Raw genomic sequence first — 26,246 nt, 5'->3', positions numbered from 1 at the left:
CCGGACCGCACGCTCATTCAACCGACTTCAATCGACGCGGGCGCTCGCCCGCATGGAGCCTCACCATGGATTACCGCTATCTCGGGCGCAGCGCGCTGAAAGTGTCGCCGCTGTGTCTCGGCGCGATGATGTTCGGCGGCGAGACCGACGAAGCGACGTCGACGCGCATCATCGACAAGGCGTTCGATCAGGGCATCAACTTCATCGACACGGCCGACGTCTATCACGCCGGACGCTCGGAACAAATCGTCGGCCGTGCGATCGCGCGGCATCGCGACAGCTGGGTCGTCGCGACGAAGTTCGGCTTTCCGGCCGGTCCGGACGCGGGGCCGAACCGTCAAGGCCAGTCGCGCAAATGGATCTACGAATCGGTCGACGCGAGCCTGAAGCGGCTCGGCACCGATTACATCGACATCCTCTATTTCCACCGCGCGCTGACCGATGCGCCGCTCGAAGAAGGGATGCGCGCGGTGGCAGACCTGATCCGGCAAGGCAAGGTGCGCTACGTCGGGCTGTCGAACTTCAAGGGCTGGCGCATCGCCGAGATCGTGCGCCTCGCCGACCAGCTCGGCATCGATCGCCCGGTGGCGAGCGAACCGTTGTACAACCTCGTCGATCGCACGGCCGAGGTCGAACAGTTGCCGGCGGCCGCGCATTACGGCATCGGCGTCGTGCCGTACAGCCCGCTCGCGCGCGGCGTGCTGACCGGCAAATACACGCCCGGCGCGCAGCCGCCCGCCGATTCGCGCGCGGGCCGTGGCGACCGGCGCATCCAGCAGACGGAATGGCGGCCCGAGTCGCTGCACATCGCGCGGCAGGTAGCCGAGCACGCGGCCGCGCGCGGCACGACGTCGGTCGCGTTCGCGCTCGCATGGGTGATGAAGAACCGCATCGTCAGCTCGACGATCGCCGGGCCGCGCACCGAAGCGCACTGGGACAGCTACATCGATGCGTTGACGCTCGAACTCGGCCCCGACGACGAACGCTTCGTCGATTCGCTGGTGCCGCCCGGACATGCGTCGACACACGGGTACACGGATCCCGGTTATCCGGTCGAAGGGCGGAAGGTTTGATGTTCGTCTGCTGAAACCGGGTGCGCGCCGCCCGACTGCACGATGCGACGGGTGTAATGGCCGGTTGGCGGAGGATGAGCGACTGACATGCCGGACGTTGTCGTCCGGCATGCTGGTACGTCGGCACGCCGACGAACGTCGCATGACGCGGCGAAACGATCAGAACGAAAAACGGCAGACAACCGCGGCCGAAGCAAAAGCAGAGGCCGCGAACTCAGTTCAGTTGCCGTGCGCGGCGTCGGCGCCCACCACGCGATCGAAGAATTCCTGCGCGCGCGCCAGTTCGTCGAGCGCGCGATCGAGGCGCGACATCGCAAGTGCATAGTCGGCCGACGAGATGTCGTCGTCGCTTTCGCCGCGCACGGCGCGAAACGCCTGGTCGACGTTGCGCGTCGCCTCGACGAAGCGTTGCGCGGCCCGGGCTTCCCGCGAACAGGTGTGGGTCGACATCGACACTTCTCCCTCAGGGTTGCTGTGTGAAGCAAGCCGACGCCCAGTGTGCGTGGTGCGCATGTCGGCGGCGTGAACGACGGCAAGCAGCCTGTCGATGCACGGCCGCCGCGCGGCACGCTTCGTGGCGATTGTCGCTCCGCACCCGCCGATCCGCTACGGCGAGATTGCAACAAATTCTTGCGCGCGCCGAGATGGCGGCCACACGCATGCGCGTCGTTGCACGCGCATTCATCTGCCCTGCCTCGCGTCACGCGCCGCGCACCGGCGGCGCGAACGTCATGCGCGCCCGATGCGCGGATGCGCGAGACCGCCGAACGCGGCCGCTTCGCCGGGCGACAGATCGAACAGATCGCCGGTGAGCTCGCCCGGATGCTCGGCCGCGGGCCGGCTGCGCAGCCGCGCGACATGCGTGGGCGCGACGTAGGCAGCCGCCGTTTCGATCGGCGGCACGTCGAACAGGTCGCGCGTGACGCCGCGCACGGCATCCGTCGGCGAACGGCCGCGCAAGCGCGCGACCAGTTCGACGAAGCGGTCGAAATCGCCGGCGCGCGTCGCCTTGTTCACTTCGGCGAGATCGCGCGCCTTCAGCACGCACGGCTGTGCGAGCCGCACGAAATACGGTGCCTCGAGTTCGACCGACAGCGCGAGCGGATAGCTCTTGCCGGTCTGTTCCTTCGCGCGCCCGATGCAGTCGACCACGGCCGCGCCCTGCGCGACGCCGAGCGGCTTGCCCGTGCTCACGCTGCGCAGGTGATCGGGGCACACGCGCAGTTGCGTGCCGACCGTCAGCGCGGTGGACGATGCGCAGACGAGCGCGTAGTGCTGTTCGCGACGCCGGCCCGACGGCAGCGTCGCGCGGCTTGCAATGAACGTGTGCGGCGGCAGCGGCCGCACCTGGCCGCTGGCGTCGACCCAGGCATTCCACAGCAGCGCGTCCTCGCGCTTGCGCTCGCCGGGCCGCGGACGCGACGCAACCGGCGAGAACAGCGCGAGCAGCGAGCCGGTGCGATGCGCGGCGACTTGGGCGCTGCTGCCGAGCGGCTGGTTGATGCCCCACAGAAAACGCCCGCCTCCGAGCCGGCGCTCCCACTCCTTGCGGAGCACGACGGTCGGCAGTTCCTCGCCGGACTCGGTACCGATCTTCGTCCAGCAGAACGTGGGAGGGAGGTGTTTCAGTGTCATCAACTTTCTCGGGATACAGCCTCGCTGGTGACAGCAAGCCCATTCAACAACCGTAACTGTATAGGTATAATGCATCGCATGGAAGCCCCGGATCACGATTTTCCTGTACAAGACCTGTTACGCCGTCTGATGGCGGACACGCGCTCGTCCAGCGAAATTGCGCGACTTTCCGGGGTCAGCCAGCCGACCGTGTCGCGGCTGCGACTGTCGAACGGGCATCGGCTGCGGCGCAGCGCGCCATTCAACAAGCTATGCAGTTTCTACGGCGTCGATACCGGTCCGGCGCGCCGCCGCTACAACGACCTGCTGCGCGACGCGATCGTCGACGCGTGGGACGGCTCCGACGAGCACGGGCGCGCACTGCTGGTCGTGATTCAAGGGTTGAAGGATCTGCAGGCGAAGGCGGATGACGGGTGACGGCGCGCGCGGGCGTTGATCAATGGAAGGAAGACCGGGAGCATCCGGCGAGCGGGCGGGGCGAATGCGATTCGTCACCGCCCGTTTTGCTTGGGGCGACAGGACGCGAAGCAACGGCAAGCGCGTCGTCGCACATGCGCGAGGTCATCGCACTACGCGCGCCGCATCGGCATGCGCTTCGAATTTTTTTTACCTACGGTTAAAAAAGTTTGACACACCGTTTTCGCTGAGATAACTTTTGCGCAAGCTTCCGGAAAGCAAACGCGAACCGGCAAGCCATCACGATGCGCGGCGCGGCCGAAACCGCCGATCCGTTTCATTCCGTCGCCGCACGCGCGTCGCGTCGTGTTTTTTCGCAGCGCAGCACCGCAGCTCGCAACATCCCCGTCTCATCGAATGATGTCGTTCCGTTTCATCTGGAAGGACGCGTGGCATGCGCGCATTTGATTCGTAGTCCTGCATGACCGCAATGCACTGCCGCCGCTTTCCGGCCGGGATCGCGCCCGGCGTTGTCCCGATGGTGCAGTTTCCTCTTCGTCGCATGCAGTAATCGGCCCGGCCCGCAGGGGGCGTATCGCGGAACGGTCGTATCCACACAATCAAAAGAACGAGGTCGGCAATGCAATTTCATATCAGAGGATCGCGCAGCGCATGGCTACCCGCGCTCGTTGCGGCCGCGACGCTCGCCGCGTGCGGCGGTGACGACGGCGGCAGCGTGGCAGGCGTCTCCGCGCTCGCGCAAAATCAACAGGACGAGGCCGCTGCATCGGCGGCCGGCGCTCAATCGCTCGCAGCGCGCGTGTCGCCGTCCGGCGTCCCGTACGCGAACCCGGCGAGCGGCGGACGCTACAAACCGGTGATCAGCAACGGCCAGGTACAGCCGTCGCTGTCCGGCGGCACGATCGAGGAAAACGCGTGGATCGACACGCCGGTCGACTCCGACGGCGACGGCACGCGCGACCGCATTCACGTGCGCATCGTGCGTCCGTCCGAAACCGCCAACGGCGCGCGCACGCCGGTCATCGTGCTCGCGAGCCCGTACTACGCGGGGCTTGCCGACAGCCCGAACCACGATGTCGACGTCGAGCTCGACGGCTCGCCGCATCCCGTTGCGACGGCCGCCGCCCCCGGCGGCGCGTCCACGCGGATCATGGCCGCCGCGCCGCAAGTGCGGATGCTGCAGCAGCTCGAAGCGGCCGCCGCCGGCCGTTCATGGATCGAAGGCTACTTCGTGCCGCGCGGCTTCACCATCGTCTATGCGGACTCGCTCGGCACCGCCGGCTCCGACGGCTGCCCGACGATCCTCACGCGCGACGAATCCGTCGCGATGGCGTCGGTGATCCGCTGGCTCGGCCGCGACGCGACCGCGAAGGATGCGAGCGGCAAGGCAATCGTTGCGAGCTGGTCGACGGGCCACGTCGGCATGTACGGCGTGTCGTACGACGGCACGCTGCCGAAGATGGTCGCGAGCCTGCGCACGCGCGGGCTCGATGCGATCGTGCCGATCGCCGGGTTGTCCAACATGTACGGCTACTATCGCTCGGGCGGCCTCGTGCGCGCGCCGGAGGGCTATCAGGGCGAGGACGTCGACGTCTACATCAAGGCGCTTCTGACGAATGCGCATCCGGAGCGCTGCACGCACCTGGTCGACGAAGCGCTGCAGCAGGAAGACCGCAAGACGGGCGACTATTCGCCGTTCTGGGCCGCGCGCGACATCCCGACCGAGCACGCCGTCGCGCCGGCACTCGTCGCGCAAGGGTTGACCGACGACAACGTGCGCGTCGACCAGTCGACGTCGTGGTATCTCGCGATGCGGCGTCAGGGCGTGCCGACGCAGCTGTGGCTGCATCGCCTGAAGCACACCGACCCGACCCGCGTGGCGGCGATGGCCGATGCGTGGACCGCCGAGGTGAACCGCTGGTTCACGCGTTACCTGATCGGCGTCGACAACGGCGTCGAACGCGATCCGCGCGCGGTGGTCGCGCAGGCCGACGGCACGCTGCTGAAGGAAACCGACTGGGCCGCGCGGCGCGCCACGCCGGTCGCGTATTTCGCGGGCGGCGACGGCACGGGCACCGGCACGCTGTCGCGGCTGCCGAGCGGCGGCCCGCTCGCGCGCTTCACCGACGATGCGTCGATTCCCGCGCTCACGCTGGCGAACGCGCCGACCGGCGAGCATCGCAGCCGCTTCGAAACGACTCCGTTCACGACCGCGACACGCCTGTCCGGCTCCGCGACCGCCCGCGTGCGGCTGACCTTCACCGGCATCGCGAACGTGACGGCGCTGCTGGTCGACCGCGCGCCGGACGGCACGGCGACGATCGTCTCGCGGGCATGGACCGATCCGCGCAACCGCGTGTCGGACTGGATCTCGGCGCCGGTGCTGCCGGGCATGCCGTATGACCTGAAGCTGACGTTCATGCCGCGCGACTACACGCTCGAAGCGGGTCACAGGCTCGGCCTCGTCGTGCTGTCGAGCGACAACGAGGCGACGCTGCGGCCGGCACCGGGCACGGGGCTCGCGCTCGACCCGGCAGGAACGTCGGTGACGGTGCCGCTGGTGTCGTCCTGACCCGGCGCGCGCAAAACGGGCGCGGTGGCCCAAAGGATGCGCGTGCGATCGTGAACGATCGCACGCGCCCGAATCCACACGAAACGCACCCTGGGCGCCACGCGGCGATGCTGCACCGTTGCGTGGCGCCGTTCTTCATCGGCAACGCGGCTCAGCCCGCCGCAAGACGCCTGGGCACGACATCCGGCCACACGTTCGCGCGCTCGACGCGCTGATCGTCGCCGGCATGTTCGCGCGGGTGGCGGCTGATCGCGCCGCGGCTCGGCACGAAGGGTACGGCAGCGATAGTCATCGATCGTCTCCATGAACGGCACACGTCCGGCAGCAGCCGGACGGCATGGAATGCGATGTCGTTGCAGCGGGATCGACGTTCCGGCGCCGAATGGCCGGCCTTGATGCGAATTTTTCCGATTTTCGCGTGCGGGTTGCGGATACATGCCCGCGCGCCGCACGGACCACACTCACAGCGGCGTCAGCACCGTCTCCCCGGCGAAATGCCGCGCCGCATTGTCGAGAAACTGCTGGACCGAGCGATCGAGCGCCTCCGGCGACCAGCCGCCCATGTGCGGCGTCAGCACGATATTGTCGAGCGCCGTCAGCGCGCGCGGCGGCTCCGGCTCGCCTTCGTAGACGTCGAGCCCCGCGCCCGCGATGCGCCGTTCGCGCAGCGCATCCGCCAAAGCGGCGGTATCGACAACGCTGCCGCGCGACACGTTGACGAGAAACCCGCCGGGGCCGAGCGCATCGAGCACCGCGCGGTCGATCAGGTGACGCGTGCCCGCGCCGCCCGGCGTCGCGACGATCAGGAAATCGGCCCATTGCGCGAGCGCCTCGACGCGCTCGAAATAGCGATACGGAACATCCTTCCCGGAACGGTTGTGATAACCGATCTCGATGTCGAAGCCGGCCGCGCGCCGCGCGCATTTCTCGCCGATCTTGCCGAGCCCGACGATACCGAGCTTCTTGCCCGACACGTTCGGCGGCATCGGCAGCGCGTCGCGCCATACGCCCGCGCGGGTCTTCGCATCGAGTTGCACGACGTTGCGCACCGCCGCCAGCAGCAGCGCGAACGCATGATCGGCAACGCAATCGTCGTTGGTGCCCGCGCCCGTCACCACGGTGATGCCGCGCGCCTTCGCATGCGCGACGTCGATGTGCTCGTAGCCGGCGCCGAGCGCGCTGACGAACGTGAGCTGCGGCAGACGATCGATTTCGGCGGCTGTCAGGCCCGTGCTGCCGTTGGTCAACACCGCGCGAATCGTGCGGCCGTGTTCGGCGATCGCGCGCTCGCGTTCCTCGGCGGTCGGTGCATGGTGGACGTCGTACGACGCGGCGATCTGGCGGTGCGCGTCGTCGCGCAGCGCGATAAGGACCAGTAGCTCGGGTTTCATGTCAGCAAGTGTCCGCAGGCGGGAATGCGCTCCAGTGTAACAACGGCGTGCGACGCATGCGGGTTACCCCCACGCGTGCTGTGGACGTGCCGCCGCACGCGGTTTGCCAAAGCCGACTCAGTCAAGTAACTTTCGGCGTACGTCCCCGTTCTGGAGAAAGGCCCCGATGAAGCTCGCCCTGCCCGCCCGCATCCTGGGCCTCGCGTTCGCCGCCGCAGTCGTCGCACCCGGCGCGCACGCCGACACGCCCGTCGTGGTGTCATCGAAAATCGACACCGAAGGCAACCTGCTCGGCAACGTCATCGCACAGGTGCTGAAGGCCCACGGCATCCCCGTCACCGAAAAGATCGCGCTCGGCACGACCCCGATCGTGCGCAAGGCGCTCACGAGCGGCGAGATCGACATCTACCCCGAATACACGGGCAACGCGGCGTTCTTCTTCAACAAGGCCGACGATCCCCTGTGGAAGAACGCGAGCCAGGGCTACGACACCGCGAAGAAGCTCGACTACGCGGCAAACCATCTCGTCTGGCTGACGCCGGCGCCCGCGAACAACACGTGGGGCGTCGCCGTGCTCGCGCCGGTCGCGCAAGCGCAGCACCTGAAGACCTTCTCCGACTTCGGCAAGTGGATCGCGGGCGGCGGCAAGCTGAAGCTCGCGGCATCGGCCGAGTTCGTGAACAGCGCATCCGCGCTGCCGTCGTTCGAAAAGGCATACGGCTTCAAGCTGAAACCCGATCAGCTCGTCGTGCTGTCGGGCGGCGACACGGCCGCGACGATCAAGGCCGCCGCGAACCAGACCGACGGCGTAAACGCGGCGATGGTGTACGGCACCGATGGCGGCATCTCGTCGAGCGGCCTCGTCGTGCTCGACGACGACAAGCACGTGCAGCCCGTCTATGCGCCGACGCCGGTGATTCGCGAAGCCGTGCTGAACGCGCATCCACAAATCGCCGACTTCCTGAAACCCGTGTTCGCGAGCCTCGACCTGAAGACGCTGCAGACGCTGAACGCGCGCATCCAGATCAACGGCGAACCGGCGGCCGGCGTGGCCAAAAGCTACCTGAAGTCGAAAGGCTTCGTTAAGTGACGGGTCGCGCGGTGGCGTCCGCGCGGCGCATCACGCTCGACAAGGTCGGTATCCTGATCGGTGTCCTGACGATCGTGGCGGTGTTCGGCATGCCGTTCATGGTGCTGCGGCCGAACCGCATCGCGGCCGGCACGGGGCTGTCGGTATTCGCCGCGCTGCCCGCCGTGCAGGGTGCCGCGCTCGCCGCGCTGTGGCTCGTCGGCGCGTTGTGGGCGATGACGGCGAGCCGTCCCGGATGGCGGCTCGCGGCCGGCTGCACGTGGCTCGCGACGCTGGCCTACGCGGTCGGTGCGGCCGCGACGCACGCCGTCGCCGCCGACGACGCGCTCGCACGCGTGTCGCCCGCGGCGGGCGTGTGGCTGCTGCTGTTCGCGTGGGCCGTGCTCGTCGCCGACGCGCTCGCGCGGCTCGCCTTCGGCCCGTGGCGACGCCTCGTCGCGCTCGCCGTCGCCATGGCAGCGATATCGCTGCCGCTCGCGAGCGGCTGGTGGGACGGCCTGTCCGTGATGCGCGAATACGCGGTGCGCAGCGACGACTTCTGGCGCGAGGCGATCCGGCACGTCGCGCTCGCGGGCGGCTCGGTCGCGGCCGCGCTCGTCGCGGGCCTGCCGCTCGGCATCGCGTGCGCGCGGGTCGCCCCGGTGCGCACCGTCGTGATGCCGGTGCTCAATATCGTGCAGACGATCCCGAGCATCGCGATGTACGGGCTGATGATGGCGCCGCTCGGTCTGCTCGCCGCGCACGTGCCGCTCGCGGCCGCGCTCGGCATCCGCGGGATCGGCGTCGCGCCGGCCGTGCTCGCGCTGTTTCTCTACTCGCTGCTGCCGATCGCGTCGAGCGTCGTGGTCGGGCTCGAGCAGGTGCCGCCGCACGTGACCGAAGCAGCACGCGCGATGGGCATGACGCGCGCGCAGCGGCTGCTGCGCGTCGATCTCGTGCTCGCGTTGCCGGTGATCCTGAGCGGCGTGCGCATCGTGCTGGTGCAGAACATCGGCCTGACCGCGGTCGCCGCGCTGATCGGCGGCGGCGGGTTCGGCATCTTCATCTTCCAGGGAATCGGGCAATCGGCCGCCGATCTCGTGCTGCTCGGCGCGATCCCGACGATCGCGCTCGCGCTGGCGGCCGCCGTCGTGTTCGAAGCCGCGACCACGCTCGCGAAGGGACGTACCGCATGATCGAGATCGAACGCATCGGCAAACGCTTCGGCGACGTCGTCGCCGTCGACGACGTATCGATGACGATGAAGCAAGGCACGATCACCGCGCTCGTCGGCGCATCGGGCAGCGGCAAGTCGACGCTGCTGCGGATGATCAACCGGCTGATCGCGCCGACCGGCGGCACGATCCGCATCGACGGCGTCGACACCGCGAGCGTGCCGCCCGAGCAGCTGCGGCGTCGCATCGGCTACGTGATCCAGGGACACGGCCTGTTCCCGCACTGGAGCGTCGCGCGCAATATCGCGACCGTGCCGCGGCTGCTCGGCTGGCCGGCCGAGCGCATCGACGCGCGCGTGCGCGAACTGCTCGACCTGTTTCATCTCGCGCCGTCCGAATTCGCGGACAAGCTGCCGCACGAACTGTCGGGCGGCCAGCAGCAGCGCGTCGGCGTCGCGCGCGCGCTCGCGGCCGAGCCCGCGATGCTGCTGATGGACGAGCCGTTCGGCGCCCTCGATCCGATCATCCGCAACAAGGCGCAGGACGATCTGTACGCACTGCAGCGCCGCCTCGGCATCACGGTCGTGATCGTCACGCACGATATCGAGGAAGCGCTGAAGCTCGGCGACACGATCGCGGTGATGGACGGCGGACGGCTGCTGCAGGTCGCGTCGCCGGCCGAGATTCTCGGCAAGCCGGCAGCGGGCGTCGTCGAACAGCTCGTCGCCGGCGTCGACCGGCCGCTGCGCCTGCTCGCGCTGACGCCGATCGACGCGGTGGCCGAGCCCGGTCACGCCGACGGCGAACCGATCGCCGCGACACGCACGCTGCGCGACGCGGTGTCCGAGCTGCTGTGGCGCGGAGCGGACGCATTGCCGGTCGAAGGCGGCAACGGGCACGCCATGCGCCGCATCACGCTCGACGCGATCCGCGCGCACGCGAGGAAGCCCGCATGACGACGCGGCCCGCGCGTTCGCTTTCGCCCCGGCCGCGGCGGCTGCCCGCGCATGTCGCACGCGCGGCCGCGCTCGCGCTGCTGCTCGTGCTGCTGTTGCGCCCCGCGTGGCTGCAGGGCGTGTTCGCGCCGTTCGCGGACAACGGCGCGCCGGTCATCTACGATCGCGCGAGCCTGCTCGATCTCACGCTCGCGCATCTCGGCACCGTCGCGCTGTCGAGCCTGCTCGGCACGCTGATCGCGGTCGCGGCCGGGATCGCGGTCACGCGGCCGGCCGGCGCAGATTTCCTGCCGGTCGCGCGCAGCGTCGTCGACATCGGCCAGACCTTTCCGCCCGTCGCGGTGCTCGCGCTCGCGGTACCGGCCGTCGGCTTCGGGTTGAAACCCGTGCTGATCGCGCTCGTGCTGTACGGGCTCCTGCCGGTTTTCGAGAGCACGATCGCGGGGCTCGAGGACGTGCCGCGCGACGTCGTCGACGCCGCGCGCGGAATGGGGATGAGCGGCTGGCAGCAGCTGGTGTCGGTCGAGCTGCCGCTCGCGTTTCCGGTGATCGTCAACGGCATCCGGCTCGCGGTCGTGATCAATCTCGGCACCGCGACGATCGGCTCGACGGTTGCCGCGCGCGGGCTCGGCGACGTGATCATCGCGGGCCTGCAGACGTCGAACACCGCGTTCGTGCTGCAGGGCGGCGTGATCGTCGGGCTGCTCGCGGTGCTGGTCAGCGATGCGATCGGGGCGATCGCGCGGGTGGCGGGCGCGCGGCGGGCGTAGCACGCGGCAGGCGGCAGACGGATTACGCACCCGCAGTCGCTGCGTCGCGGGCGAAAAAGGGGGCGCCAAAAAACCGGATGCGCTTCATCCGGACTCCGATGCGTGTTCGTGCAACAATCCCGTCTGCGCACCGCGCGCATCGATACAAGCCTACATCGTGCTTTCATTCGAGCCTGCGCTCGAACGCGCACGACGATTGGCCGATATACTATGCGCCTCTCATTTCCCCGCACTCCACCATGCGACGACGGTTTCTCTGGCTGATCGTGCTTTCGCTCGGCATTGCGCAACAGGCCTCGGCGCAGCAGGTGCCAACGCTGCCTGCCTCCGCGCCCGAAGCGGCCGCATCCGCGCCGGCCGAGGCCTCCGCCCCGCTCGCGAACGATCAGCCGAACGAAGCAAACCGCCGCATCACCTCCTACCTGACGAAGAAATTCGGCGTCGCGAAAGAGCGCGCCGCGAAGCTCGCCGACATCGTGAGCGTCACTGCGACGAAATATTCGCTGCCTCCGGCACTCGTTTACGCGATTATCTCGATCGAATCGCGCTTTCAGGAAAAAGCGCGCGGCCAGCATGGCGCGACCGGGCTGATGCAGGTCGTGCCGGCAGCACACCGCGGCATGCTGCGCGACGTGAAGGACCTCACCGAGCCGAATGCGAACGTCGAAGCGGGCTCCAAGATTCTGTCGGGCTATGTGCGGGCGGCCGGTGGCAACGTGCAAGCCGGGCTGAGGAGTTATGGCGGCTCCAACGCGTATGCGGCGAAGGTGATGCAGCGGGTCGACACGTTCCGCTTCGTGCTCGAACCGGAAGACGGCGCGAAAGGCTCGAACGACACGAGCCCGCGCATGGTGCCGGTCAGCGATCCGTCGACCGCGGCGCCCGCCGCGAGCCGCAACGCAAAGTAAGCGCACCGCGCGCGTCAGAGCAGTTCGACGTTGACCTTGGGCACCATGGGCGCAATCCGCAGCACGCGCTCGGCCTGAGCTCGCACGTACTCCGAAATACGCTGTACCCATGCACGCTCGTCGCCTGCGTACACGCCGGATTCCGCCAGTTCGGGAGCCAGTTTCCCGGCCAGCGTCGCCATCCGCGTCATTTCACGCGCAACGAGCGCCGGCCGGATCCGCACACGATGCGCGAAGTCTGCGAGCGCGAAAGCCGTGAGCTCCTCGCCGCGAAACACATCGCCGTACGCCATCGCCATGTCCTGCACATAGGCGTCGCCGTAGACGTTCACGCACACCAGGTCGTAAAGCGGCGCCGGATCGAGCCCGCCGCTGCTGACGAAAAACGAAATGTTCTTGCCGTGCGCGTCGCTGTTGCCGATCAACAGTTGCAACAACGCCCAGCGCAACATGGCCGAACGCGCGGCGGCGGGCGTCTCGAGAAACGGTGTCAGCGAAAACAGCTTTTCGAAGCTCACGCCTTCGCGGATATTGCGTACGTCCGCGTTGTTGCCGAGATTGCGTTCGTATTTGAGTGTCGCCGGCAAGTCGAGGGCCTGGCATCCATCGATGACATGAAGTCGCCGCACCGCGCTCACGCGCTGCGGATCCTCCGGATCGGTCGTCACGACCCGGTCGAATCGTTCGATCAGCAGAATCGGTTCGGGGATGCGCCGAATCTCGACACGCGCGACCGGCAAGCCCATGCGGGCCGCCAGCGTCATGCAGAAATGCTCGTTGGCCACCATGAACGGCGCCTGCGGGCTGCGCGACTCGGGCTTCAGAATATGCGAACTGCTGAGCGACCCGTCGACAAGCGCATACCGTTCGCCCTCGACGAGCACCTGCAGCTTGTCCTGATGGCCGGCGATCGACAGACGTACCTGATCGTCCCAGACGGGAAACGGAATCGCATCGCGCTTGCGGATCCGATCGGTCAGTTCCTCCGCGGAGATCGGTCGGCGCACGGGTTCGAGGGTCTCAGGCGCTCGTGCGGGCGAACCGTCGTCCGGAACGAAGCTCAACGCACCGACGGGCTCCTTGCCGAGCATTCGGATCAGGCCGAAAACGTTGTCCTTCGACATCTGATACATCGAGGCGGCCACGTCGAGTGCGCGGCCCTCGGGCAGCAGGTTGCCCACGAAGCGCTGGATCGCACCCGACGGCGGGATCCCCCCGTCGAGCGGAATGCACGGCGACAGCGCAAACGCATCGCCGCGTGCCAGCCACGCCGGATCGTAGGAAAAGCCGTAGTCGTCGCGGCGGGCATCGTAAGTCAACTGCCCGACCGGCGAGCCATCGGCCGAAATGCGCAGACGATGGATCATCACGGGCCCTCGGGCAAACCGGACGAGCCTGGCGGAGCGGCGCGCACCGTCGAGGTGTCACGCAATGCGTTGCGCGCCGCCGGGACGTCGCGTTTCGGCACGACGAGCAAATTGAGGCCGAAGCCGTCCAGTACCTTGAACAGCTTGTCGAGACTCACCGCGCGGCCGTTTTCGAGCCGCGACAGCACGTCCTTGGAGACGCCGAGCATGTCGGCCGCATCGTCGATCCGCATCTGGTTCTGCGCGCGCCGGTTGCGCACGAGCGCGCCCAGGGCGGCAAGGTCCGGTGCGAACGGGTCGGGTGCTGCGATGGGTTGCGGTAAGGTTCGAGCCATAATTCCGAAATTTCAGGAACAAAGCGCCGTTACGGTCAGCTGACGGCATAGTTACGGAAATATCGGAATTATAGTGGTTCAACGGCCGAACGGCCAATTGTTCCGGTATTTCAGGAATAAAATCGAGAGCGGCACGTGACCGTCGATTATTCGCATATTTCAGGAATTATAAATGGAAACAGCGACGCCTCCGCGCCGCCGTCTCGCACTGACCGGAACCCGCCGACCAGCCGACCCGCTCAAAGCTGCCCCGCCGCCCCCGTCCACCGCAGGTAATCCCCGCGCGTCCAGTCGAGCGACACGCCCACGCGCTTCGTCCCCGGCCGGATCTTCGGCTTGTACATCGACAGCGTCAGCGACTCCAGCGCGGGCCATTCGCGGAACGACAGCACCGCGAGATCGGCGACGAGCGTCTCCAGCAGCCGCGTATGCGGCTTGTGCGACAGGAACGACGCGACGCGCGCGCAGTAGCCGTCGTAGTCGATCCACTCGCCCTGCTCGCTCGGCTCGCAGCGATACCCGAGCCGCGCATCGATCACGATCGGCTGCGGCGCCTCGTGCTCGTGCGCGTGGATGCCGATCCGCGCGGGCACCTTCAGTTCGTCGACGAACACGCTCCAGCCACGCCCGCGCAGGCGCGGCGCGTCGATCGCCACGAACGGTTCGTCGAACGGCTTCATGATGCGAGCGGCGCCGCGGCGTCGAGCATGATGCGCACGAAATAGTCGGCGAAGCTGCGGCGCAGCACGATCTCGAACGTATCGTCGCCGGTCGGGATCAGCGTGATCGGCGACTTGAAGTAGTGCGACTGCGCGCACTGGCCCGGCTTGAGCACGCGCGGATGCAGGTCGAGCGGGCAGCCGCGCGCGATCACGTCGCGCACGCGTTCGCCGCTGACCTCGACGACCGTGTAGCCGCTGCCGACGTCGACGGCCGCCGCATACGAACCCTGCACGGCCTCCGCGAGTTGCGCCTCGAGCACGCCCGCCTGCACGGGCCCGTTCGAGCGCACGAGCCACTCGTCGGGACCGAGCCACAGCACGTCGTACTCGGCGCCGCGCGCCACCGTGTTCGGCACCGCCGGCGGCCGGCAGCCGACCACGCGCTCGAACGCGCTGACGAATGCCGGGTCGCTCAACTCGCCGCGCACGTTCACGAGATCGAGGAACGGCCGCTCGCGCAGCGTGAACTTCTTCGATGCGCGTGCCTGGTGCAGCTTCAGCACATCGGCCGCGCCGACGAACGGCGATTCAAGCGTCACGCCCGCGCCCGCCACCGGCGTCTGGTTTCTCGTTTCATTCCACATGCTGGCGCACCCCTTCGGTATCGTAGAAAACCGGGCTCGAGATCTTCGCGGTGATGCGCTTGCCGTTGGCCAGCGGAATCACGACGCTCTCGCCCATCTTGTTCAGGCCGCCCTTCACCACCGCCAGCGCAATCGAGCGCTTCAGGATCGGGCTGTAATAACTCGACGTCACGTGGCCGATCATCGGCGTCGGATCGACCGCCGACACCTGCGTGTCCTTCGCGATGATCTGCGCGCCTTCCGGCAGCACGAACTGTTCGTCCTCGGTCAGCAGGCCGACGAACTGCTTGCGGCCTTCCTTCGCCGTATCGGAGCGCGACAGCGAACGCTTGCCGAGGAAGTCCTTCGACTTCGCGACGAGCCCGCCCATCCCGAGGTCGTACGGCGTGATCGAGCCGTCGGTGTCCTGGCCGACGATGATGTAGCCCTTCTCCGCGCGCAGCACGTGCATCGTTTCCGTGCCGTACGGCGTGATGTCGAACTCGGCACCGGCTGCCATCAGCGCTTCCCACACCGCGCGGCCCGCGTTGGCCGGCACGTTCACTTCATAGGCGAGCTCGCCCGAGAAGCTGATCCGCATCACGCGCGCCTTCGCGCCCGCGACGGTGCCGTTCCGGTAGCTCATGAACGGGAACGCGTCGTTGCCGAAGTCGATGTCCTGGCAGACCTTCTGCACGACCTTGCGGCTCTTCGGGCCGACCACCGCGAACGTCGCCCAGTGATCGGTGACGGACGCGAGCCGCACCTTCATGTCGGGCCATTCGGTCTGCAGCCAGCGCTCGAGCCACGTGAGCACGCGCGCCGCGCCGCCGGTGGTCGTCGTCATCATGAAATGCTGGTCGGCGAGGCGCACCGTCACGCCGTCGTCGAACACCATCCCGTTTTCGTCGAGCATCAGCCCGTAGCGGCACTTGCCGATCTCGAGCTTGTTCCACGGGTTCGTGTACATCCAGTTCAGCAGCTTCACCGCGTCCGGACCCTGGATGTCGATCTTGCCGAGCGTCGACGCGTCGAGGATGCCGACGCCGTTGCGCACCGCGAGGCATTCGCGCTTCACGGCCGCATGCAGGTCCTCGCCCTTCTTCGGGAAGTACCACGGCCGCTTCCAGTTGCCGACGTCCTCGAACATCGCGCCGTGCTCGACGTGCCATTCGTGCACGGCCGTCTTGCGGATCGGGTCGAGGAAGTCGCCCGTCTCGCGGCCCGCGAACGTACCGAACGACACGGGCGTGTAGTTCGGGCGGAACGTCGTCGTGCCCGTTTCCGGAATCGTCTTGCCGAGCGCCTGCGCGAGGATCGCCATCCCGTTGATGTTGCCGAGCTTGCCCTGGTCGGTGCCGAAGCCCATCGCGGTGTAGCGCTTCACGTGCTCGACCGACTCGAAGCCTTCACGCGCGGCCAGCAGGATGTCGGCGGCCGCCACGTCGTTCTGGAAGTCGACGAACTGCTTCGGCCCGCGTGCGGCGGCCTCGCGGCTGCCGACGAGCCACAACGGCTGCAGCGCACCTTCGACGGTTTCCGCGACCTGCGGCGCGACGGGGCGCTGCGCGGCCGTGAAGCCCGCGGCCTTCGCCGCTTCGGCGCCCGCGTCGACCGCGAGCCGCAGCGCACGGGCGAGACCGAACTCGCCCGCGGCCGCACCGACGCTCGCTTCGGCCTGCACGGGCTTGCCCGGCAGGAAGCACGCCTTCTCGTCGCTCCAGCACGCCTTGCCGCCCGACTGCGCGAACAGGTGCAGCACCGGGCTGAAGCCGCCCGACATCGCGACGAGGTCGCACGGCAGCGACTGCAGCTTGCCGCCGGTCTGGCCGTTCGAGTAGGACGCGACGTCGACCGACGATACGCGCCACTTGCCCGAAGCGGCCGTCACGACCGCACCGCTCATCACCGTCACGCCCTGCCGCTTCGCGGCCGCGGGCAGCGCGCCGTTCGACGACGCACGCGAATCGACGACGGTCACCTTCGCGCCGCATGCCTTCAGGTCGAGCGCGGTCTGGTACGCACGGTCGTTGTTCGTGAACACGACCACGTTGCGGCCCGGCAGCACGCCGTAGCGATGCACGTAGGTGGACACCGCGCCGGCGAGCATCACGCCCGGCAGGTCGTTGTTGCCGAACACGATCGGACGCTCGTGCGCGCCGGTCGCGAGGATCACGCGCTTCGCGCGGACCTTCCACAGCAGCTCGCGCGTGCCCTTGCGCATCGACACCGGCTGGTGATCGGTCAGGCGCTGCGTGACCGTCACGAGGTTGTGGTCCTGGTAGCCGAACGCCGTGCTGCGCGACAGGATCGTCACGTCGGGCAGCTTGCGCAGCTCGGCCTCGATCTTCTCGACCCATTGCAGCGCGGGCTTCGCGTCGATTTCCGCGCGGCACGACAGCAGGCTGCCGCCGAGTTCGCGCTGGTCGTCGACGAGGATCACGCGTGCGCCGGCGATCGCTGCCGCATGCGCGGCGGCGAGGCCCGACGGGCCACCGCCGACCACGAGCACGTCGCAGTGCGCGTAGCATTTGTCGTAGCGATCGGCGTCGAGCACTTCGGGCGCCTTGCCGAGGCCGGCGGCCTCGCGGATCTTCTCTTCGTACTTCGGCCACATGTTGCGCGGCCACATGAAGGTCTTGTAGTAGAAGCCGGCCGGCATGAAGCGCGAGAACTTCTGGTTGATCGCGTACTTGTCGTTCTCGAGCGACGGCTCGGCGTTCACGCTCGTCGCGACGAGGCCCTGGTACAGCTCGATCTCGGTCGCGCGCGCGTTCGGCACCGTGTACGGGCCGGTTTCGAGCTGCACGACGGCATTCGGTTCCGCGACGTCGGCCGTCACGATCCCGCGCGGACGGTGGTACTTGAAGCTGCGCGCGACGAAGTGCACGCCGTTCGCGAGCAGCGCGGACGCGAGCGTGTCGCCCTGGAAGCCCTGGTACGTGCGGCCGTTGAACGTGAACGTCAACGGAATCGCGCGATTGATGCGGCCACCGGTGCCGAGGCGGTCTTTCTGGCTCATTTGCTCGTGCCCTCTTCGTGTGCGTTGCCGGCAGCTGCGCCACCGAACTTTTCGTAGCCCTTGATATCGTAGGTCACCGTGTCGCGCGTCACCTTGAACCAGCGGCGGCAGCCCTGCGTGTGCAGCCATTGCTCCTTGTGCAGGCCGCGCTTGTTCTCGCGCATGAACACGTATTCGCCCCATTCGCGGTCGGTCATGGTCTCGTTCGCCACCGGGCGCACGATGTCGGCTTCACCGCCGCACGTGAACTCGGATTCGGCGCGCGGCCCGCACCACGGACATTCGATCAGCAACATGTTTCTTTCTCCAATGGTCGTCGGGTTTAGTGCGCAACGGCGGCAGCGCCGTGTTCGTCGATCAGGTGGCCCGTGTAGAAGCGGTCGAGCGCGAACGGGGCGTTCAGCGGATGCGGTTCGTCGCGGGCGATCGTGTGCGCGAACACCCAGCCCGAGCCCGGCGTCGCCTTGAAGCCGCCGGTACCCCAGCCGCAGTTGAAATAGAGGCCCTTCACGTCGGTCTTGGTGATGATCGGGCAGGCGTCCGGCGACACGTCGACGATGCCGCCCCACTGGCGGTTCATCCGCACGCGCGAGAACACCGGGAACATCTCGATGATCGCCTGCAGCGTGCTCTCGATGATGTGGAAGCTGCCGCGCTGGCCGAAGCCCGTGTACTGGTCGATACCGGCGCCGATCACGAGGTCTCCCTTGTCGGACTGGCTGATGTACGCGTGCACCGCGTTCGACATGATCACCGAGTTCACCACCGGCTTGATCGGCTCGGACACGAGCGCCTGCAGCGGGTGGCTTTCGATCGGCAGGCGCACGCCGGCCATGTCGGCGAGCGTCGTCGTGTTGCCGGCTGCGACCACCGCGACCTTCTTCGCCTTGATGAAGCCCTTCACCGTATCGACGCCGACCACCGCGCCGCCTTCGCGGCGAATGCCCGTCACCTGGCAGTTCTGGATGATGTCGACGCCGGCGCGGTCGGCGCCGCGCGCGAAGCCCCAGGCCACCGCGTCGTGACGCGCGACGCCCGCACGGCGCTGGATCGAGGCGCCGAGCACCGGGTAGCGGCTGTTCAGGTTGATCGTCGGCTCGATTTCCTTGATCTGCGCGGGCGTCAGGAATTCGGCGTCGACGCCGTTCAGGCGGTTCGCGTTCACGCGACGCTCGGTGTCACGCACGTCCTGCAGCGTGTGCGCGAGGTTCATCACGCCGCGCTGGCTGAACATCACGTTGTAGTTGAGGTCCTGCGACAGCCCTTCCCACAGCTTCATCGCCTTCTCGTACAGCGCGGCCGATTCGTCCCACAGGTAGTTCGAGCGCACGATCGTCGTGTTGCGCGCGGTGTTGCCGCCGCCGATCCAGCCCTTCTCGAGGATCGCGACGTTCGTGATGCCATGCTCCTTCGCGAGGTAGTACGCGGTCGCGAGGCCGTGGCCGCCGCCGCCGACGATCACGACGTCGTATTCCTTCTTCGGTTCCGGGCTCTTCCACTGCTTTTCCCAGTTCTCGTGATACGAGAGGCCGTTGCGGAACAGGCTGAATATCGAGTAGCGGCTCATGTTAGTGATCCTTCGTTAGCATTCGATGACGTTCACGGCAAGACCGCCGCGCGACGTTTCCTTGTATTTCGTCTTCATGTCGGCCCCCGTCTCGCGCATCGTCTTGATCACCGAATCAAGCGAGACGTAGTGCTGGCCGTTACCCTTGAGCGCCATGCGCGACGCGTTCAGCGCCTTGATCGCGCCCATCGCGTTGCGTTCGATGCACGGAATCTGCACGAGCCCGCCGACCGGGTCGCAGGTCATGCCGAGGTTGTGCTCCATGCCGATCTCGGCCGCGTTCTCGACCTGGTCAGGCGTGCCGCCCATCACCGCGGCCAGCGCGGCGGCGGCCATCGAGCACGCGACGCCCACTTCGCCCTGGCAGCCGACTTCCGCGCCGGAGATCGACGCCGTTTCCTTGTAGATGATCCCGATCGCCGCGGCCGTCAGCAGGAATTCGACGATGCCGGCTTCGTTCGAGCCCGGCACGAACTTCACGTAGTAGTGCAGCACCGCGGGAATCACGCCGGCCGCGCCGTTGGTCGGCGCGGTGACGACCCGGCCGCCCGCCGCGTTCTCCTCGTTGACGGCCATCGCGTACAGGTTGACCCAGTCGAGCATCGACAGCGGATCGCGCAGCGACTCCTCCGAACGCGCGCGCAGGCGCCCGTTCAGTTCGGCCGCGCGGCGCTTCACGCGCATCGGGCCCGGCAGTTCGCCCTCGACCTTGCAGCCGCGCTCGACGCACGCGGCCATCGTGCGCCAGATCGCGAGCAGCCCGGCGCGCACTTCGTCCTCGGGGCGCAGCGCGCATTCGTTGCGCAGCATCAGTTCGGCGATCGACAGCCCGTGTTCGCGGCACTGGCGCATCAGGTCGTCGCCGGTGCGGAACGGATACGGCACCTCGACCGCCGCGCGCACGCCGTTCACGCGATCGCCGTCGCGGTTCACGACGAAGCCGCCGCCGACCGAGTAATACTCTTTCTCGACGAGCAGCTGGCCGTGCTCGTCGAACGCCTGGAAGCGCATCCCGTTCGGATGCACGATGCTCGTGCCGCTCATCAGCTTGCGGTAGAAGCCGATGTTCTCCTTCTCGTCGAAGCGGATCGTCTGCTTGCCGAGCAGCGCCAGCGACTTCTCCGCGCGGATCGCCGCGAGCCGCGGCTCGATCAGGTCCGGATCGATCGTGTCCGGCAGGTGGCCCTCGAGGCCGAGCAGCACCGCCTTGTCGGTGCCGTGGCCCTTGCCCGTTGCACCGAGCGAGCCGTATAGTTCGACCCGCACGCGGCGCACGAAGCCGAGCAGGTTCGCGTCCTCGATGTGCGACGCGAAGCGGCACGCGGCGATCATCGGGCCGACCGTATGCGAACTGGACGGGCCGATGCCGATCTTGAACAGGTCGAACGCGCTGACGTTCATCTGGCTTCCTCTGGGTGGGCGTACGTGAAATGTCGTTGGCATCAGTACATCAAAGCGTAAAATTGGCCGATAGAACAAAAACGGCATCGGCGTGGGATACCGCCGCCAAGCCCCGCGCAGGACGGCCGGAAAGTGCGTTTTGACGATGATCGGCGACGCAAAACCACAAGTCGGCCGGCGCGCCCGCAAGCAGAGTGCAACAAGTGAGACCCGCCTTCCCGGCGTGACGAGATTGACCGCGATGACACCCGACGTACCCGCTTTCCCCCTCGCCGAACCTGCGCCGCGGCGCATCCGCTTCGGCATCGTGCTGCTGCCGAACTTCACGCTCACGGCCTTCTCGGGTTTCGTCGACATGCTGCGGCTGTCGGCCGACGACGGCGACTACAGCAAGCCGGTGCGCTGCGCGTGGAGCGTGATCGGCGAAACGCTGGCGCCGGTGCGCGCGAGCTGCGGGATCCAGATCACGCCGTGGGAAACCTTCGAGAGCGCCGAGCCGTTCGACTACGTGGTCGTGGTCGGCGGGCTGCTGCATTCGGGGCCGCAAGCCGGCCCCGAAACGCTCGAGTTCGTGCGCCGCGCGGCGGCGGACGGCGCGACGGTCGTCGGCATCTGCACGGGCGTGTTCACGCTGATGCGCGCGAACGTGCTCGACGGCTACCGCACCTGCGTGAGCTGGTTCCACTACTGGGATTTCATCGAGCGCTTCCCGAACGCCGATCCCGACCTCCTGATCGCCGATCGCCTGTTCGTGATCGACCGGCGCCGGATCACCTGCTCGGGCGGCCGCGCGTCGATCGACGTCGCCGCCGCGATCCTGCTGCGCCATTTCGACCATGCGACCGTGCAGAAGGCGCTGCGCATCCTGCTGGTCGGCGAGATGCAGAAAGGCAATGCGCCGCAGCCGCATCCGCCGGGCCTCGAGCCGGCCACGCATCCGAAGGTCAAGCGCGCGATTCTCCTGATGGAACAGCATGTCGGGCGCGCGCTGCCGCTCGAGGAACTCGCGTGCAAGCTGGACATGTCGACCCGCCAGCTCGAGCGGCTGTTCAAGGCCGAGACGGGCAAGAGCCCGCAGGCGTTCGCGAAGCAGGTGCGGCTGCGCACGGCCGCTTGGCTGCTGACCAGTTCCGACCGCACCGTCGCCGATATCGCGTCGAGCTGCGGGTTCGCCGACGCGTCGCACCTCGGCCGCGAGTTCCGCAAGCAGTTCGGCGTGCCGCCGGCGACCTATCGCGAGCGCGGCGGGGAAGTCGCGGAAGGCGGTATGTCGGCGGCGACCGATCCCGATCCCGTGGAAGACGTCGCCGACTGATTGACGATCACGCGCGCCGCCGGCGCGCGGCTTCGTTCTTCGTTCTTCGTTCTTCGCTCTTCACCCTTCGCCTCGGCCCCGCCGTTCGCCCTTCACCTCCGCCCTCCCTTCGCCCGCCAACCGCACATCGAACCCGGCACGATCGCCGCATTTCCCCGCCATTTGGAACCGGTTCCAACCTATTTGACCGACGTTGCGACTCATTGATCGAGGGTTATTCCGGATGCTGACGTACCTTCAAATTTGTATGATGACCACATCACCTTACAAACCAGAGCGCCATGTTCGAGAAAATTCCCGCCCGTGCGATGAGCGACCACGTCGCGCAGCAACTGCTGAAGCAGATCGAAGCCGGCAGTTTCTCGGCCACCGGCAAGCTGCCGACGGAAGCCGTGCTCGCGCAGGAATTCGGCGTGAGCCGCACCGTGATCCGCGAAGCCATCTCGCGCCTGAAGAACGAAGGCGTGGTCGAGCCGCGCCAGGGCAGCGGCGTGTACGTGAACCAGCACGGCGCGATCCGGCCGCTGCGGATCGACTACGCGGAAGCCGTCGAGGCGAGCTCGCTGCCGCACCTGCTTGCGGTGCGCCGCGCGATCGAGGCTGAAGTCGCGGCCGAAGCCGCGCTGCATCACACCGCCGACGACATGGCCGACATCGACGACGCGCTGCGCAAGATCGACGACGCGGTGGCCGAAGGGCGCGACGGCGTCGCGGAAGACGTCGCGTTTCACCGCACGATCGCGGCCGTTACCGGCAACCCGTATTTCCTGAAGACGCTGCAGTTCCTGAACCAGTACCTCGAGGCCGGCGTGAAGGTCACGCGGCGCAACGAAGCGACGCGCGAGGATTTCTCGCGGCAGGTGCGCGACGAACACGCGGCGATCGCGGACGCGATCCGCGCACGCGACCCGATGGCGGCGCGCAACGCGGCACGCACGCACATGTACAACGCCGCGCGCCGCCTCGCCGAAGCCGGCATCTGCTGATGAACGAATGCGGCGGCCCGGGCCGAACCGGCGCCGTCGTTGTCCCGAACCTTTTCCGAATCGATCAAGGTTGACCATGTCACGAAATGTTGGAGTCATCGGCCTCGGCGCGATGGGCCTCGGCGTCGCCCGCTCGCTGCTGCGCGCGGGGTTCCGCGTGCACGCCTGCGACGTGCGCGACACCGTGCTGCAGGCATTCGCGGCCGAAGGCGGCGTGGCCTGCGCGAACCCGGCCGAACTCGGCGCGCAGTGCGACGTCGTCGTCACGCTCGTCGTCAATGCCGCGCAGACCGAAACGGTGCTGTTCGGCGAGCACGGCGCGGTCGCGGCGATGAAGCCGGGCGGCGTCGTGATCGCGAGCGCGACCGTCGCGCCCGACTTCGCGGTTGCGCTCGGCGCGCGCATCGAGGCCGCAGGCCTGCAGATGCTCGATGCGCCGGTATCCGGCGGCGCCGCACGCGCGGCCTCCGGCGAGATGACGATGATGACGTCGGGCCCCGCCGCCGCGTATGCGGCCTGCGATGACGTGCTCGCCGCGATCGCCGGCAAGGTCTATCGCCTCGGCGACGCGCACGGCATCGGCTCGAAGGTGAAGATCATCAACCAGCTGCTGGCCGGCGTGCATATCGCGGCGGCCGCCGAGGCGATGGCGCTGGGCCTGCGCGAAGGCGTCGATGCCGACGCGCTGTACGACGTGATCACGCACAGCGCCGGCAACTCGTGGATGTTCGAGAACCGCGTGCCGCACATCTTGAACGGCGACTACACGCCGCTGTCGGCCGTCGACATCTTCGTGAAGGATCTCGGCCTCGTGCTCGATACCGCGCGCCGCAGCAAGTTCCCGCTGCCGCTGTCGGCCACCGCGCACCAGATGTTCATGAGCGCATCGAGCGCCGGCCACGGCGGCGAGGACGATTCCGCCGTGATCAAGACTTTCCCCGGCATCACGCTGCCGCCCGCCCGCTGATTCGAACGACGTTCCCGCCATGACCGCTTCCGCTTCCCGCCCCCTGCTCGGCTGCATCGCCGACGATTTCACCGGCGCGACCGATCTCGCGAACATGCTCGTCAAGAGCGGCATGCGTACCGTGCAGACGATCGGCGTGCCCGCCGGCGGCACCGCAATCGATGCCGACGCGATCGTCGTCGCGCTGAAGTCGCGCACGATTCCCGCCGCCGACGCCGTCGCGCAATCGCTTGCCGCCTACGAATGGTTGCGCGCGCAAGGGTGCCGCCAGTTCTTCTTCAAGTACTGTTCGACGTTCGATTCGACCGACGCGGGCAACATCGGGCCGGTGGCCGACGCGCTGCTCGATGCAGCCGGCGGCGACTTCACGATTGCGTGCCCGGCGTTCCCGGAGAACGGCCGCACGATCTATCGCGGCCACCTGTTCGTCGGCGACGTGCTGCTGAACGAATCGGGAATGGAGAACCACCCGCTCACGCCGATGAAGGACGCGAACCTCGTGCGCGTGCTGCAGCGGCAGACGAAGTCGCAAGTCGGCCTGATCCGCTACGACACGATCGCACTGGGTGCGGCCGCCGTGCGCGAGCGGATCGAGCAGCTGCGCGCGGAAGGCGCGCGCTTCGCGATCGCGGACGCGCTGTCGGATCACGACCTCTACGTGCTCGGCGAAGCGTGCGCGGGCCTGCCGCTCGTCACCGGCGGCTCGGGCGTCGCGCTCGGCCTGCCCGCGAATTTCCGCCGCGTGGACCAACTGCCCGAGCGCGACAACGCAGCCTCGCTGCCGCACATCGACGGATCGTCGGCGGTGCTCGCCGGCAGCGCGTCGAAGGCGACCAACGCACAGGTCGCCGCGTGGCGCGAAAGCCGGCCGAGCTTCCGGATCGATCCGCTCGCGGCCTCGCGCGGCGAACCCGTCGTCGACGCGGCACTCGCGTTCGCACGCTCGCACCTGCCGCAGCCCGTGCTGATCTACGCGACCGCCACGCCCGACGAAGTGAAGGCCGTCCAGCACGCGCTCGGCGTCGAAGCGGCCGGCCATCTCGTCGAAAGCACGCTCGCGGCGATCGCCCGCGGCCTGCGCGACCTCGGCGTGCGCAAGTTCGTCGTGGCCGGCGGCGAGACGTCCGGCGCGGTCGTGCAGGCGCTCGACGTGAAATCGCTGCAGATCGGCGCGCAGATCGATCCGGGCGTGCCGGCGACGGCCACCGTCGACGCGCAGCCGCTCGGCCTCGCGCTGAAGTCCGGCAACTTCGGCACGGTGGACTTTTTCGACAAGGCGCTGCGCGCACTCGACGGAGCCGCATGATGAGTCACGAAGCGACACTGCGCGAAGAGATCTGCGTCGTCGGCGCGAGCCTGTATGCGCGCGGCCACGCGGTCGGCAGCGCCGGCAACATCAGCGCGCGCCTGGACGACGGCTGGTTGATCACGCCGACCGACGCGTGCCTCGGCCGCCTCGACCCGAACGACATCGCGAAGGTCGGCCTCGACGGCCAGCCGGTATCGGGCGGCAGGCCGTCGAAGACGCTTGCGCTGCATCGCGGGATCTACGCGCGCAACGCGCAAGCGCACGGCATCGTCCATACGCATTCGACGCACCTCGTCGCGCTGACGCTCGCGGGCGTGTGGCGCGACACCGACGTGCTGCCGCCGCTCACGCCGTACTACGTGATGAAGGTCGGCCACATTCCGCTGATCCGCTATCGCCGCCCCGGCGACCCGGCCGTCGCGGCCGAAGTCGCGGCGCTCGCCGACCAGGTGCGCGGCGTGCTGCTCGACCGCCTCGGCCCGGTGATGTGGGGTCCGTCGGTGTCGCACGCATCGTATGCGCTCGAGGAACTCGAGGAAACCGCGCGGCTGTGGCTGATGACGGACCCGAAGCCCGAGCCGCTGTCCGACGCCGCGCTCGACGAACTGCGCCAGGCCTTCGGCGCGCGCTGGTAACGCAACGCGTCGCGTATACGAATCACGCAGGACTCCGTAGCGATTCCCATGCCCGCCGTGTGCGCGGGCCCTTCCGTCAGCACACACACAC

25 protein-coding genes are annotated in these 26,246 nt (G+C 68.0%); 13 read left to right on the top strand and 12 right to left on the bottom strand.

Translation table 11 applies throughout. The features are described from left to right. The first annotated feature begins 65 nt into the window (after nt 1–65). A complete protein-coding gene (locus DID99_RS12995; protein ID WP_124666873.1) occupies nt 66–1,073 on the top strand; it encodes an aldo/keto reductase in 1,008 nt (335 codons plus the stop codon). A gap of 219 nt (nt 1,074–1,292) precedes the next feature. Here DID99_RS12995 and DID99_RS12990 read toward each other — a convergent pair whose 3' ends face one another. Together DID99_RS12990 and DID99_RS12980 are read right to left on the bottom strand one after the other, a co-directional pair. Further along, complete coding sequence (locus tag DID99_RS12990; protein WP_124666872.1) at nt 1,293–1,523, bottom strand: hypothetical protein; 231 nt, start codon at nt 1,521–1,523, stop codon at nt 1,293–1,295. 279 nt (nt 1,524–1,802) lie between these two features. Next, nucleotides 1,803–2,708: a hypothetical protein gene (locus DID99_RS12980; RefSeq protein ID WP_124485117.1), complete on the bottom strand. Its 906-nt coding sequence runs from the start codon at nt 2,706–2,708 to the stop codon at nt 1,803–1,805. Nucleotides 2,709–2,786: 78 nt separating this feature from the next. Between DID99_RS12980 and DID99_RS12975 the strand changes: the two genes are divergently transcribed. Both DID99_RS12975 and DID99_RS12970 read left to right on the top strand, forming a co-directional pair. Further along, the gene (locus tag DID99_RS12975) at nt 2,787–3,125 is read left to right on the top strand and encodes a helix-turn-helix transcriptional regulator (RefSeq protein WP_044844401.1); all 339 of its coding nucleotides are present in this window, start codon (nt 2,787–2,789) and stop codon (nt 3,123–3,125) included. A gap of 619 nt (nt 3,126–3,744) precedes the next feature. Next, complete coding sequence (locus tag DID99_RS12970) at nt 3,745–5,697, top strand: Xaa-Pro dipeptidyl-peptidase (RefSeq protein ID WP_124666871.1); 1,953 nt, start codon at nt 3,745–3,747, stop codon at nt 5,695–5,697. Nucleotides 5,698–5,848: 151 nt separating this feature from the next. On the opposite strand, the gene DID99_RS37255 is transcribed toward DID99_RS12970, so the two are convergent. Both DID99_RS37255 and DID99_RS12965 read right to left on the bottom strand, forming a co-directional pair. Next, nucleotides 5,849–5,989, bottom strand: a complete 141-nt coding sequence (locus DID99_RS37255; protein ID WP_185733770.1) for a hypothetical protein — start codon at nt 5,987–5,989, stop codon at nt 5,849–5,851. 169 nt (nt 5,990–6,158) lie between these two features. After that, nucleotides 6,159–7,088 carry a 2-hydroxyacid dehydrogenase gene (locus DID99_RS12965; RefSeq protein WP_124666870.1) on the bottom strand — a complete coding sequence of 310 codons (930 nt, stop codon included), beginning with the start codon at nt 7,086–7,088 and terminating at the stop codon, nt 6,159–6,161. Between the two features lie 166 nt (nt 7,089–7,254). On the opposite strand from DID99_RS12965, the gene DID99_RS12960 reads away from it, so the two are divergent. The 5 genes from DID99_RS12960 to DID99_RS12940 all read left to right on the top strand — a co-directional run bounded on the left by DID99_RS12960 (nt 7,255) and on the right by DID99_RS12940 (nt 11,966). Continuing rightward, nucleotides 7,255–8,178 (top strand): ABC transporter substrate-binding protein, encoded by a 924-nt coding sequence (locus DID99_RS12960; RefSeq protein ID WP_044844405.1) that lies wholly within the window; start codon nt 7,255–7,257, stop codon nt 8,176–8,178. Continuing rightward, nucleotides 8,175–9,353 (top strand): ABC transporter permease, encoded by a 1,179-nt coding sequence (locus DID99_RS12955; protein ID WP_124666869.1) that lies wholly within the window; start codon nt 8,175–8,177, stop codon nt 9,351–9,353. The genes DID99_RS12960 and DID99_RS12955 overlap by 4 nt, the downstream gene beginning before the upstream one ends. Next, a complete protein-coding gene (locus tag DID99_RS12950; RefSeq protein ID WP_124666868.1) occupies nt 9,350–10,288 on the top strand; it encodes an ABC transporter ATP-binding protein in 939 nt (312 codons plus the stop codon). The genes DID99_RS12955 and DID99_RS12950 overlap by 4 nt, the downstream gene beginning before the upstream one ends. Further along, nucleotides 10,285–11,058 carry an ABC transporter permease gene (locus tag DID99_RS12945; protein ID WP_124666867.1) on the top strand — a complete coding sequence of 258 codons (774 nt, stop codon included), beginning with the start codon at nt 10,285–10,287 and terminating at the stop codon, nt 11,056–11,058. The genes DID99_RS12950 and DID99_RS12945 overlap by 4 nt, the downstream gene beginning before the upstream one ends. A 239-nt stretch (nt 11,059–11,297) precedes the next feature. Further along, complete coding sequence (locus DID99_RS12940; RefSeq protein ID WP_124666934.1) at nt 11,298–11,966, top strand: lytic transglycosylase domain-containing protein; 669 nt, start codon at nt 11,298–11,300, stop codon at nt 11,964–11,966. A 14-nt stretch (nt 11,967–11,980) separates the two neighbouring features. On the opposite strand, the gene DID99_RS12935 is transcribed toward DID99_RS12940, so the two are convergent. The 8 genes from DID99_RS12935 to DID99_RS12900 form a co-directional block, all read right to left on the bottom strand. Next, nucleotides 11,981–13,333, bottom strand: coding sequence for a HipA domain-containing protein (locus DID99_RS12935; RefSeq protein ID WP_124666933.1), 1,353 nt, complete (start codon nt 13,331–13,333; stop codon nt 11,981–11,983). Beyond that, nucleotides 13,333–13,668, bottom strand: coding sequence for a helix-turn-helix domain-containing protein (locus DID99_RS12930; protein WP_124666866.1), 336 nt, complete (start codon nt 13,666–13,668; stop codon nt 13,333–13,335). Before DID99_RS12930 ends, DID99_RS12935 begins: the two co-directional genes overlap by 1 nt. Before the next feature lie 239 nt (nt 13,669–13,907). Next, on the bottom strand, nt 13,908–14,348 hold the full coding sequence (locus DID99_RS12925; RefSeq protein WP_006749884.1) for a dihydroneopterin aldolase: 441 nt from the start codon (nt 14,346–14,348) through the stop codon (nt 13,908–13,910). Continuing rightward, nucleotides 14,345–14,974, bottom strand: a complete 630-nt coding sequence (locus DID99_RS12920) for a sarcosine oxidase subunit gamma (RefSeq protein WP_044844412.1) — start codon at nt 14,972–14,974, stop codon at nt 14,345–14,347. Before DID99_RS12920 ends, DID99_RS12925 begins: the two co-directional genes overlap by 4 nt. After that, the gene (locus tag DID99_RS12915) at nt 14,964–17,975 is read right to left on the bottom strand and encodes a sarcosine oxidase subunit alpha family protein (protein ID WP_124666865.1); all 3,012 of its coding nucleotides are present in this window, start codon (nt 17,973–17,975) and stop codon (nt 14,964–14,966) included. The genes DID99_RS12920 and DID99_RS12915 overlap by 11 nt, the downstream gene beginning before the upstream one ends. Further along, nucleotides 17,972–18,271: a sarcosine oxidase subunit delta gene (locus DID99_RS12910; RefSeq protein ID WP_124485108.1), complete on the bottom strand. Its 300-nt coding sequence runs from the start codon at nt 18,269–18,271 to the stop codon at nt 17,972–17,974. Before DID99_RS12910 ends, DID99_RS12915 begins: the two co-directional genes overlap by 4 nt. A 26-nt stretch (nt 18,272–18,297) precedes the next feature. Beyond that, complete coding sequence (locus DID99_RS12905; protein ID WP_034180813.1) at nt 18,298–19,542, bottom strand: sarcosine oxidase subunit beta family protein; 1,245 nt, start codon at nt 19,540–19,542, stop codon at nt 18,298–18,300. Between the two features lie 15 nt (nt 19,543–19,557). After that, nucleotides 19,558–20,943 (bottom strand): L-serine ammonia-lyase, encoded by a 1,386-nt coding sequence (locus DID99_RS12900; RefSeq protein WP_044844415.1) that lies wholly within the window; start codon nt 20,941–20,943, stop codon nt 19,558–19,560. A 241-nt stretch (nt 20,944–21,184) separates the two neighbouring features. Between DID99_RS12900 and DID99_RS12895 the strand changes: the two genes are divergently transcribed. The 5 genes from DID99_RS12895 (at nt 21,185) to DID99_RS12875 (ending at nt 26,155) form a co-directional block, all read left to right on the top strand. After that, the gene (locus tag DID99_RS12895; RefSeq protein WP_124521420.1) at nt 21,185–22,258 is read left to right on the top strand and encodes a GlxA family transcriptional regulator; all 1,074 of its coding nucleotides are present in this window, start codon (nt 21,185–21,187) and stop codon (nt 22,256–22,258) included. Nucleotides 22,259–22,539: 281 nt separating this feature from the next. Then, the gene (locus DID99_RS12890) at nt 22,540–23,244 is read left to right on the top strand and encodes a FadR/GntR family transcriptional regulator (RefSeq protein ID WP_044844417.1); all 705 of its coding nucleotides are present in this window, start codon (nt 22,540–22,542) and stop codon (nt 23,242–23,244) included. A 76-nt stretch (nt 23,245–23,320) separates the two neighbouring features. Beyond that, nucleotides 23,321–24,211, top strand: coding sequence for an L-threonate dehydrogenase (ltnD, locus tag DID99_RS12885; RefSeq protein ID WP_124521418.1), 891 nt, complete (start codon nt 23,321–23,323; stop codon nt 24,209–24,211). Between the two features lie 19 nt (nt 24,212–24,230). Further along, complete coding sequence (gene otnK / locus DID99_RS12880) at nt 24,231–25,517, top strand: 3-oxo-tetronate kinase (protein WP_124666864.1); 1,287 nt, start codon at nt 24,231–24,233, stop codon at nt 25,515–25,517. Continuing rightward, nucleotides 25,517–26,155, top strand: coding sequence for an aldolase (locus DID99_RS12875; protein ID WP_044844447.1), 639 nt, complete (start codon nt 25,517–25,519; stop codon nt 26,153–26,155). The genes otnK and DID99_RS12875 overlap by 1 nt, the downstream gene beginning before the upstream one ends. Nucleotides 26,156–26,246: the final 91 nt, after the last annotated feature.

It is taken from the genome of Burkholderia sp. Bp8986 (assembly GCF_003854225.1).
Lineage (GTDB): Bacteria > Pseudomonadota > Gammaproteobacteria > Burkholderiales > Burkholderiaceae > Burkholderia.
This window is presented reverse-complemented; position numbering and strand designations above follow the sequence as displayed.

Excerpts from the sequence above, each read along its gene's own strand:
- DID99_RS12890 (WP_044844417.1), top strand. The coding sequence starts at position 22,540 with ATGTTCGAGAAAATTCCCGCCCGTGCGATGAGCGACCACGTCGCGCAG.
- DID99_RS12905 (WP_034180813.1), bottom strand. The coding sequence starts at position 19,542 with ATGAGCCGCTACTCGATATTCAGCCTGTTCCGCAACGGCCTCTCGTAT.
- DID99_RS12925 (WP_006749884.1), bottom strand. The coding sequence starts at position 14,348 with ATGAAGCCGTTCGACGAACCGTTCGTGGCGATCGACGCGCCGCGCCTG.
- DID99_RS12920 (WP_044844412.1), bottom strand. The coding sequence starts at position 14,974 with ATGTGGAATGAAACGAGAAACCAGACGCCGGTGGCGGGCGCGGGCGTG.
- otnK (WP_124666864.1), top strand. The coding sequence starts at position 24,231 with ATGACCGCTTCCGCTTCCCGCCCCCTGCTCGGCTGCATCGCCGACGAT.
- DID99_RS12995 (WP_124666873.1), top strand. The coding sequence starts at position 66 with ATGGATTACCGCTATCTCGGGCGCAGCGCGCTGAAAGTGTCGCCGCTG.
- ltnD (WP_124521418.1), top strand. The coding sequence starts at position 23,321 with ATGTCACGAAATGTTGGAGTCATCGGCCTCGGCGCGATGGGCCTCGGC.
- DID99_RS12935 (WP_124666933.1), bottom strand. The coding sequence starts at position 13,333 with ATGATCCATCGTCTGCGCATTTCGGCCGATGGCTCGCCGGTCGGGCAG.
- DID99_RS12950 (WP_124666868.1), top strand. The coding sequence starts at position 9,350 with ATGATCGAGATCGAACGCATCGGCAAACGCTTCGGCGACGTCGTCGCC.
- DID99_RS12895 (WP_124521420.1), top strand. The coding sequence starts at position 21,185 with ATGACACCCGACGTACCCGCTTTCCCCCTCGCCGAACCTGCGCCGCGG.
- DID99_RS37255 (WP_185733770.1), bottom strand. The coding sequence starts at position 5,989 with ATGACTATCGCTGCCGTACCCTTCGTGCCGAGCCGCGGCGCGATCAGC.
- DID99_RS12930 (WP_124666866.1), bottom strand. The coding sequence starts at position 13,668 with ATGGCTCGAACCTTACCGCAACCCATCGCAGCACCCGACCCGTTCGCA.
- DID99_RS12970 (WP_124666871.1), top strand. The coding sequence starts at position 3,745 with ATGCAATTTCATATCAGAGGATCGCGCAGCGCATGGCTACCCGCGCTC.
- DID99_RS12875 (WP_044844447.1), top strand. The coding sequence starts at position 25,517 with ATGAGTCACGAAGCGACACTGCGCGAAGAGATCTGCGTCGTCGGCGCG.
- DID99_RS12980 (WP_124485117.1), bottom strand. The coding sequence starts at position 2,708 with ATGACACTGAAACACCTCCCTCCCACGTTCTGCTGGACGAAGATCGGT.
- DID99_RS12900 (WP_044844415.1), bottom strand. The coding sequence starts at position 20,943 with ATGAACGTCAGCGCGTTCGACCTGTTCAAGATCGGCATCGGCCCGTCC.
- DID99_RS12965 (WP_124666870.1), bottom strand. The coding sequence starts at position 7,088 with ATGAAACCCGAGCTACTGGTCCTTATCGCGCTGCGCGACGACGCGCAC.
- DID99_RS12910 (WP_124485108.1), bottom strand. The coding sequence starts at position 18,271 with ATGTTGCTGATCGAATGTCCGTGGTGCGGGCCGCGCGCCGAATCCGAG.
- DID99_RS12975 (WP_044844401.1), top strand. The coding sequence starts at position 2,787 with ATGGAAGCCCCGGATCACGATTTTCCTGTACAAGACCTGTTACGCCGT.
- DID99_RS12990 (WP_124666872.1), bottom strand. The coding sequence starts at position 1,523 with ATGTCGACCCACACCTGTTCGCGGGAAGCCCGGGCCGCGCAACGCTTC.
- DID99_RS12945 (WP_124666867.1), top strand. The coding sequence starts at position 10,285 with ATGACGACGCGGCCCGCGCGTTCGCTTTCGCCCCGGCCGCGGCGGCTG.
- DID99_RS12940 (WP_124666934.1), top strand. The coding sequence starts at position 11,298 with ATGCGACGACGGTTTCTCTGGCTGATCGTGCTTTCGCTCGGCATTGCG.
- DID99_RS12915 (WP_124666865.1), bottom strand. The coding sequence starts at position 17,975 with ATGAGCCAGAAAGACCGCCTCGGCACCGGTGGCCGCATCAATCGCGCG.
- DID99_RS12960 (WP_044844405.1), top strand. The coding sequence starts at position 7,255 with ATGAAGCTCGCCCTGCCCGCCCGCATCCTGGGCCTCGCGTTCGCCGCC.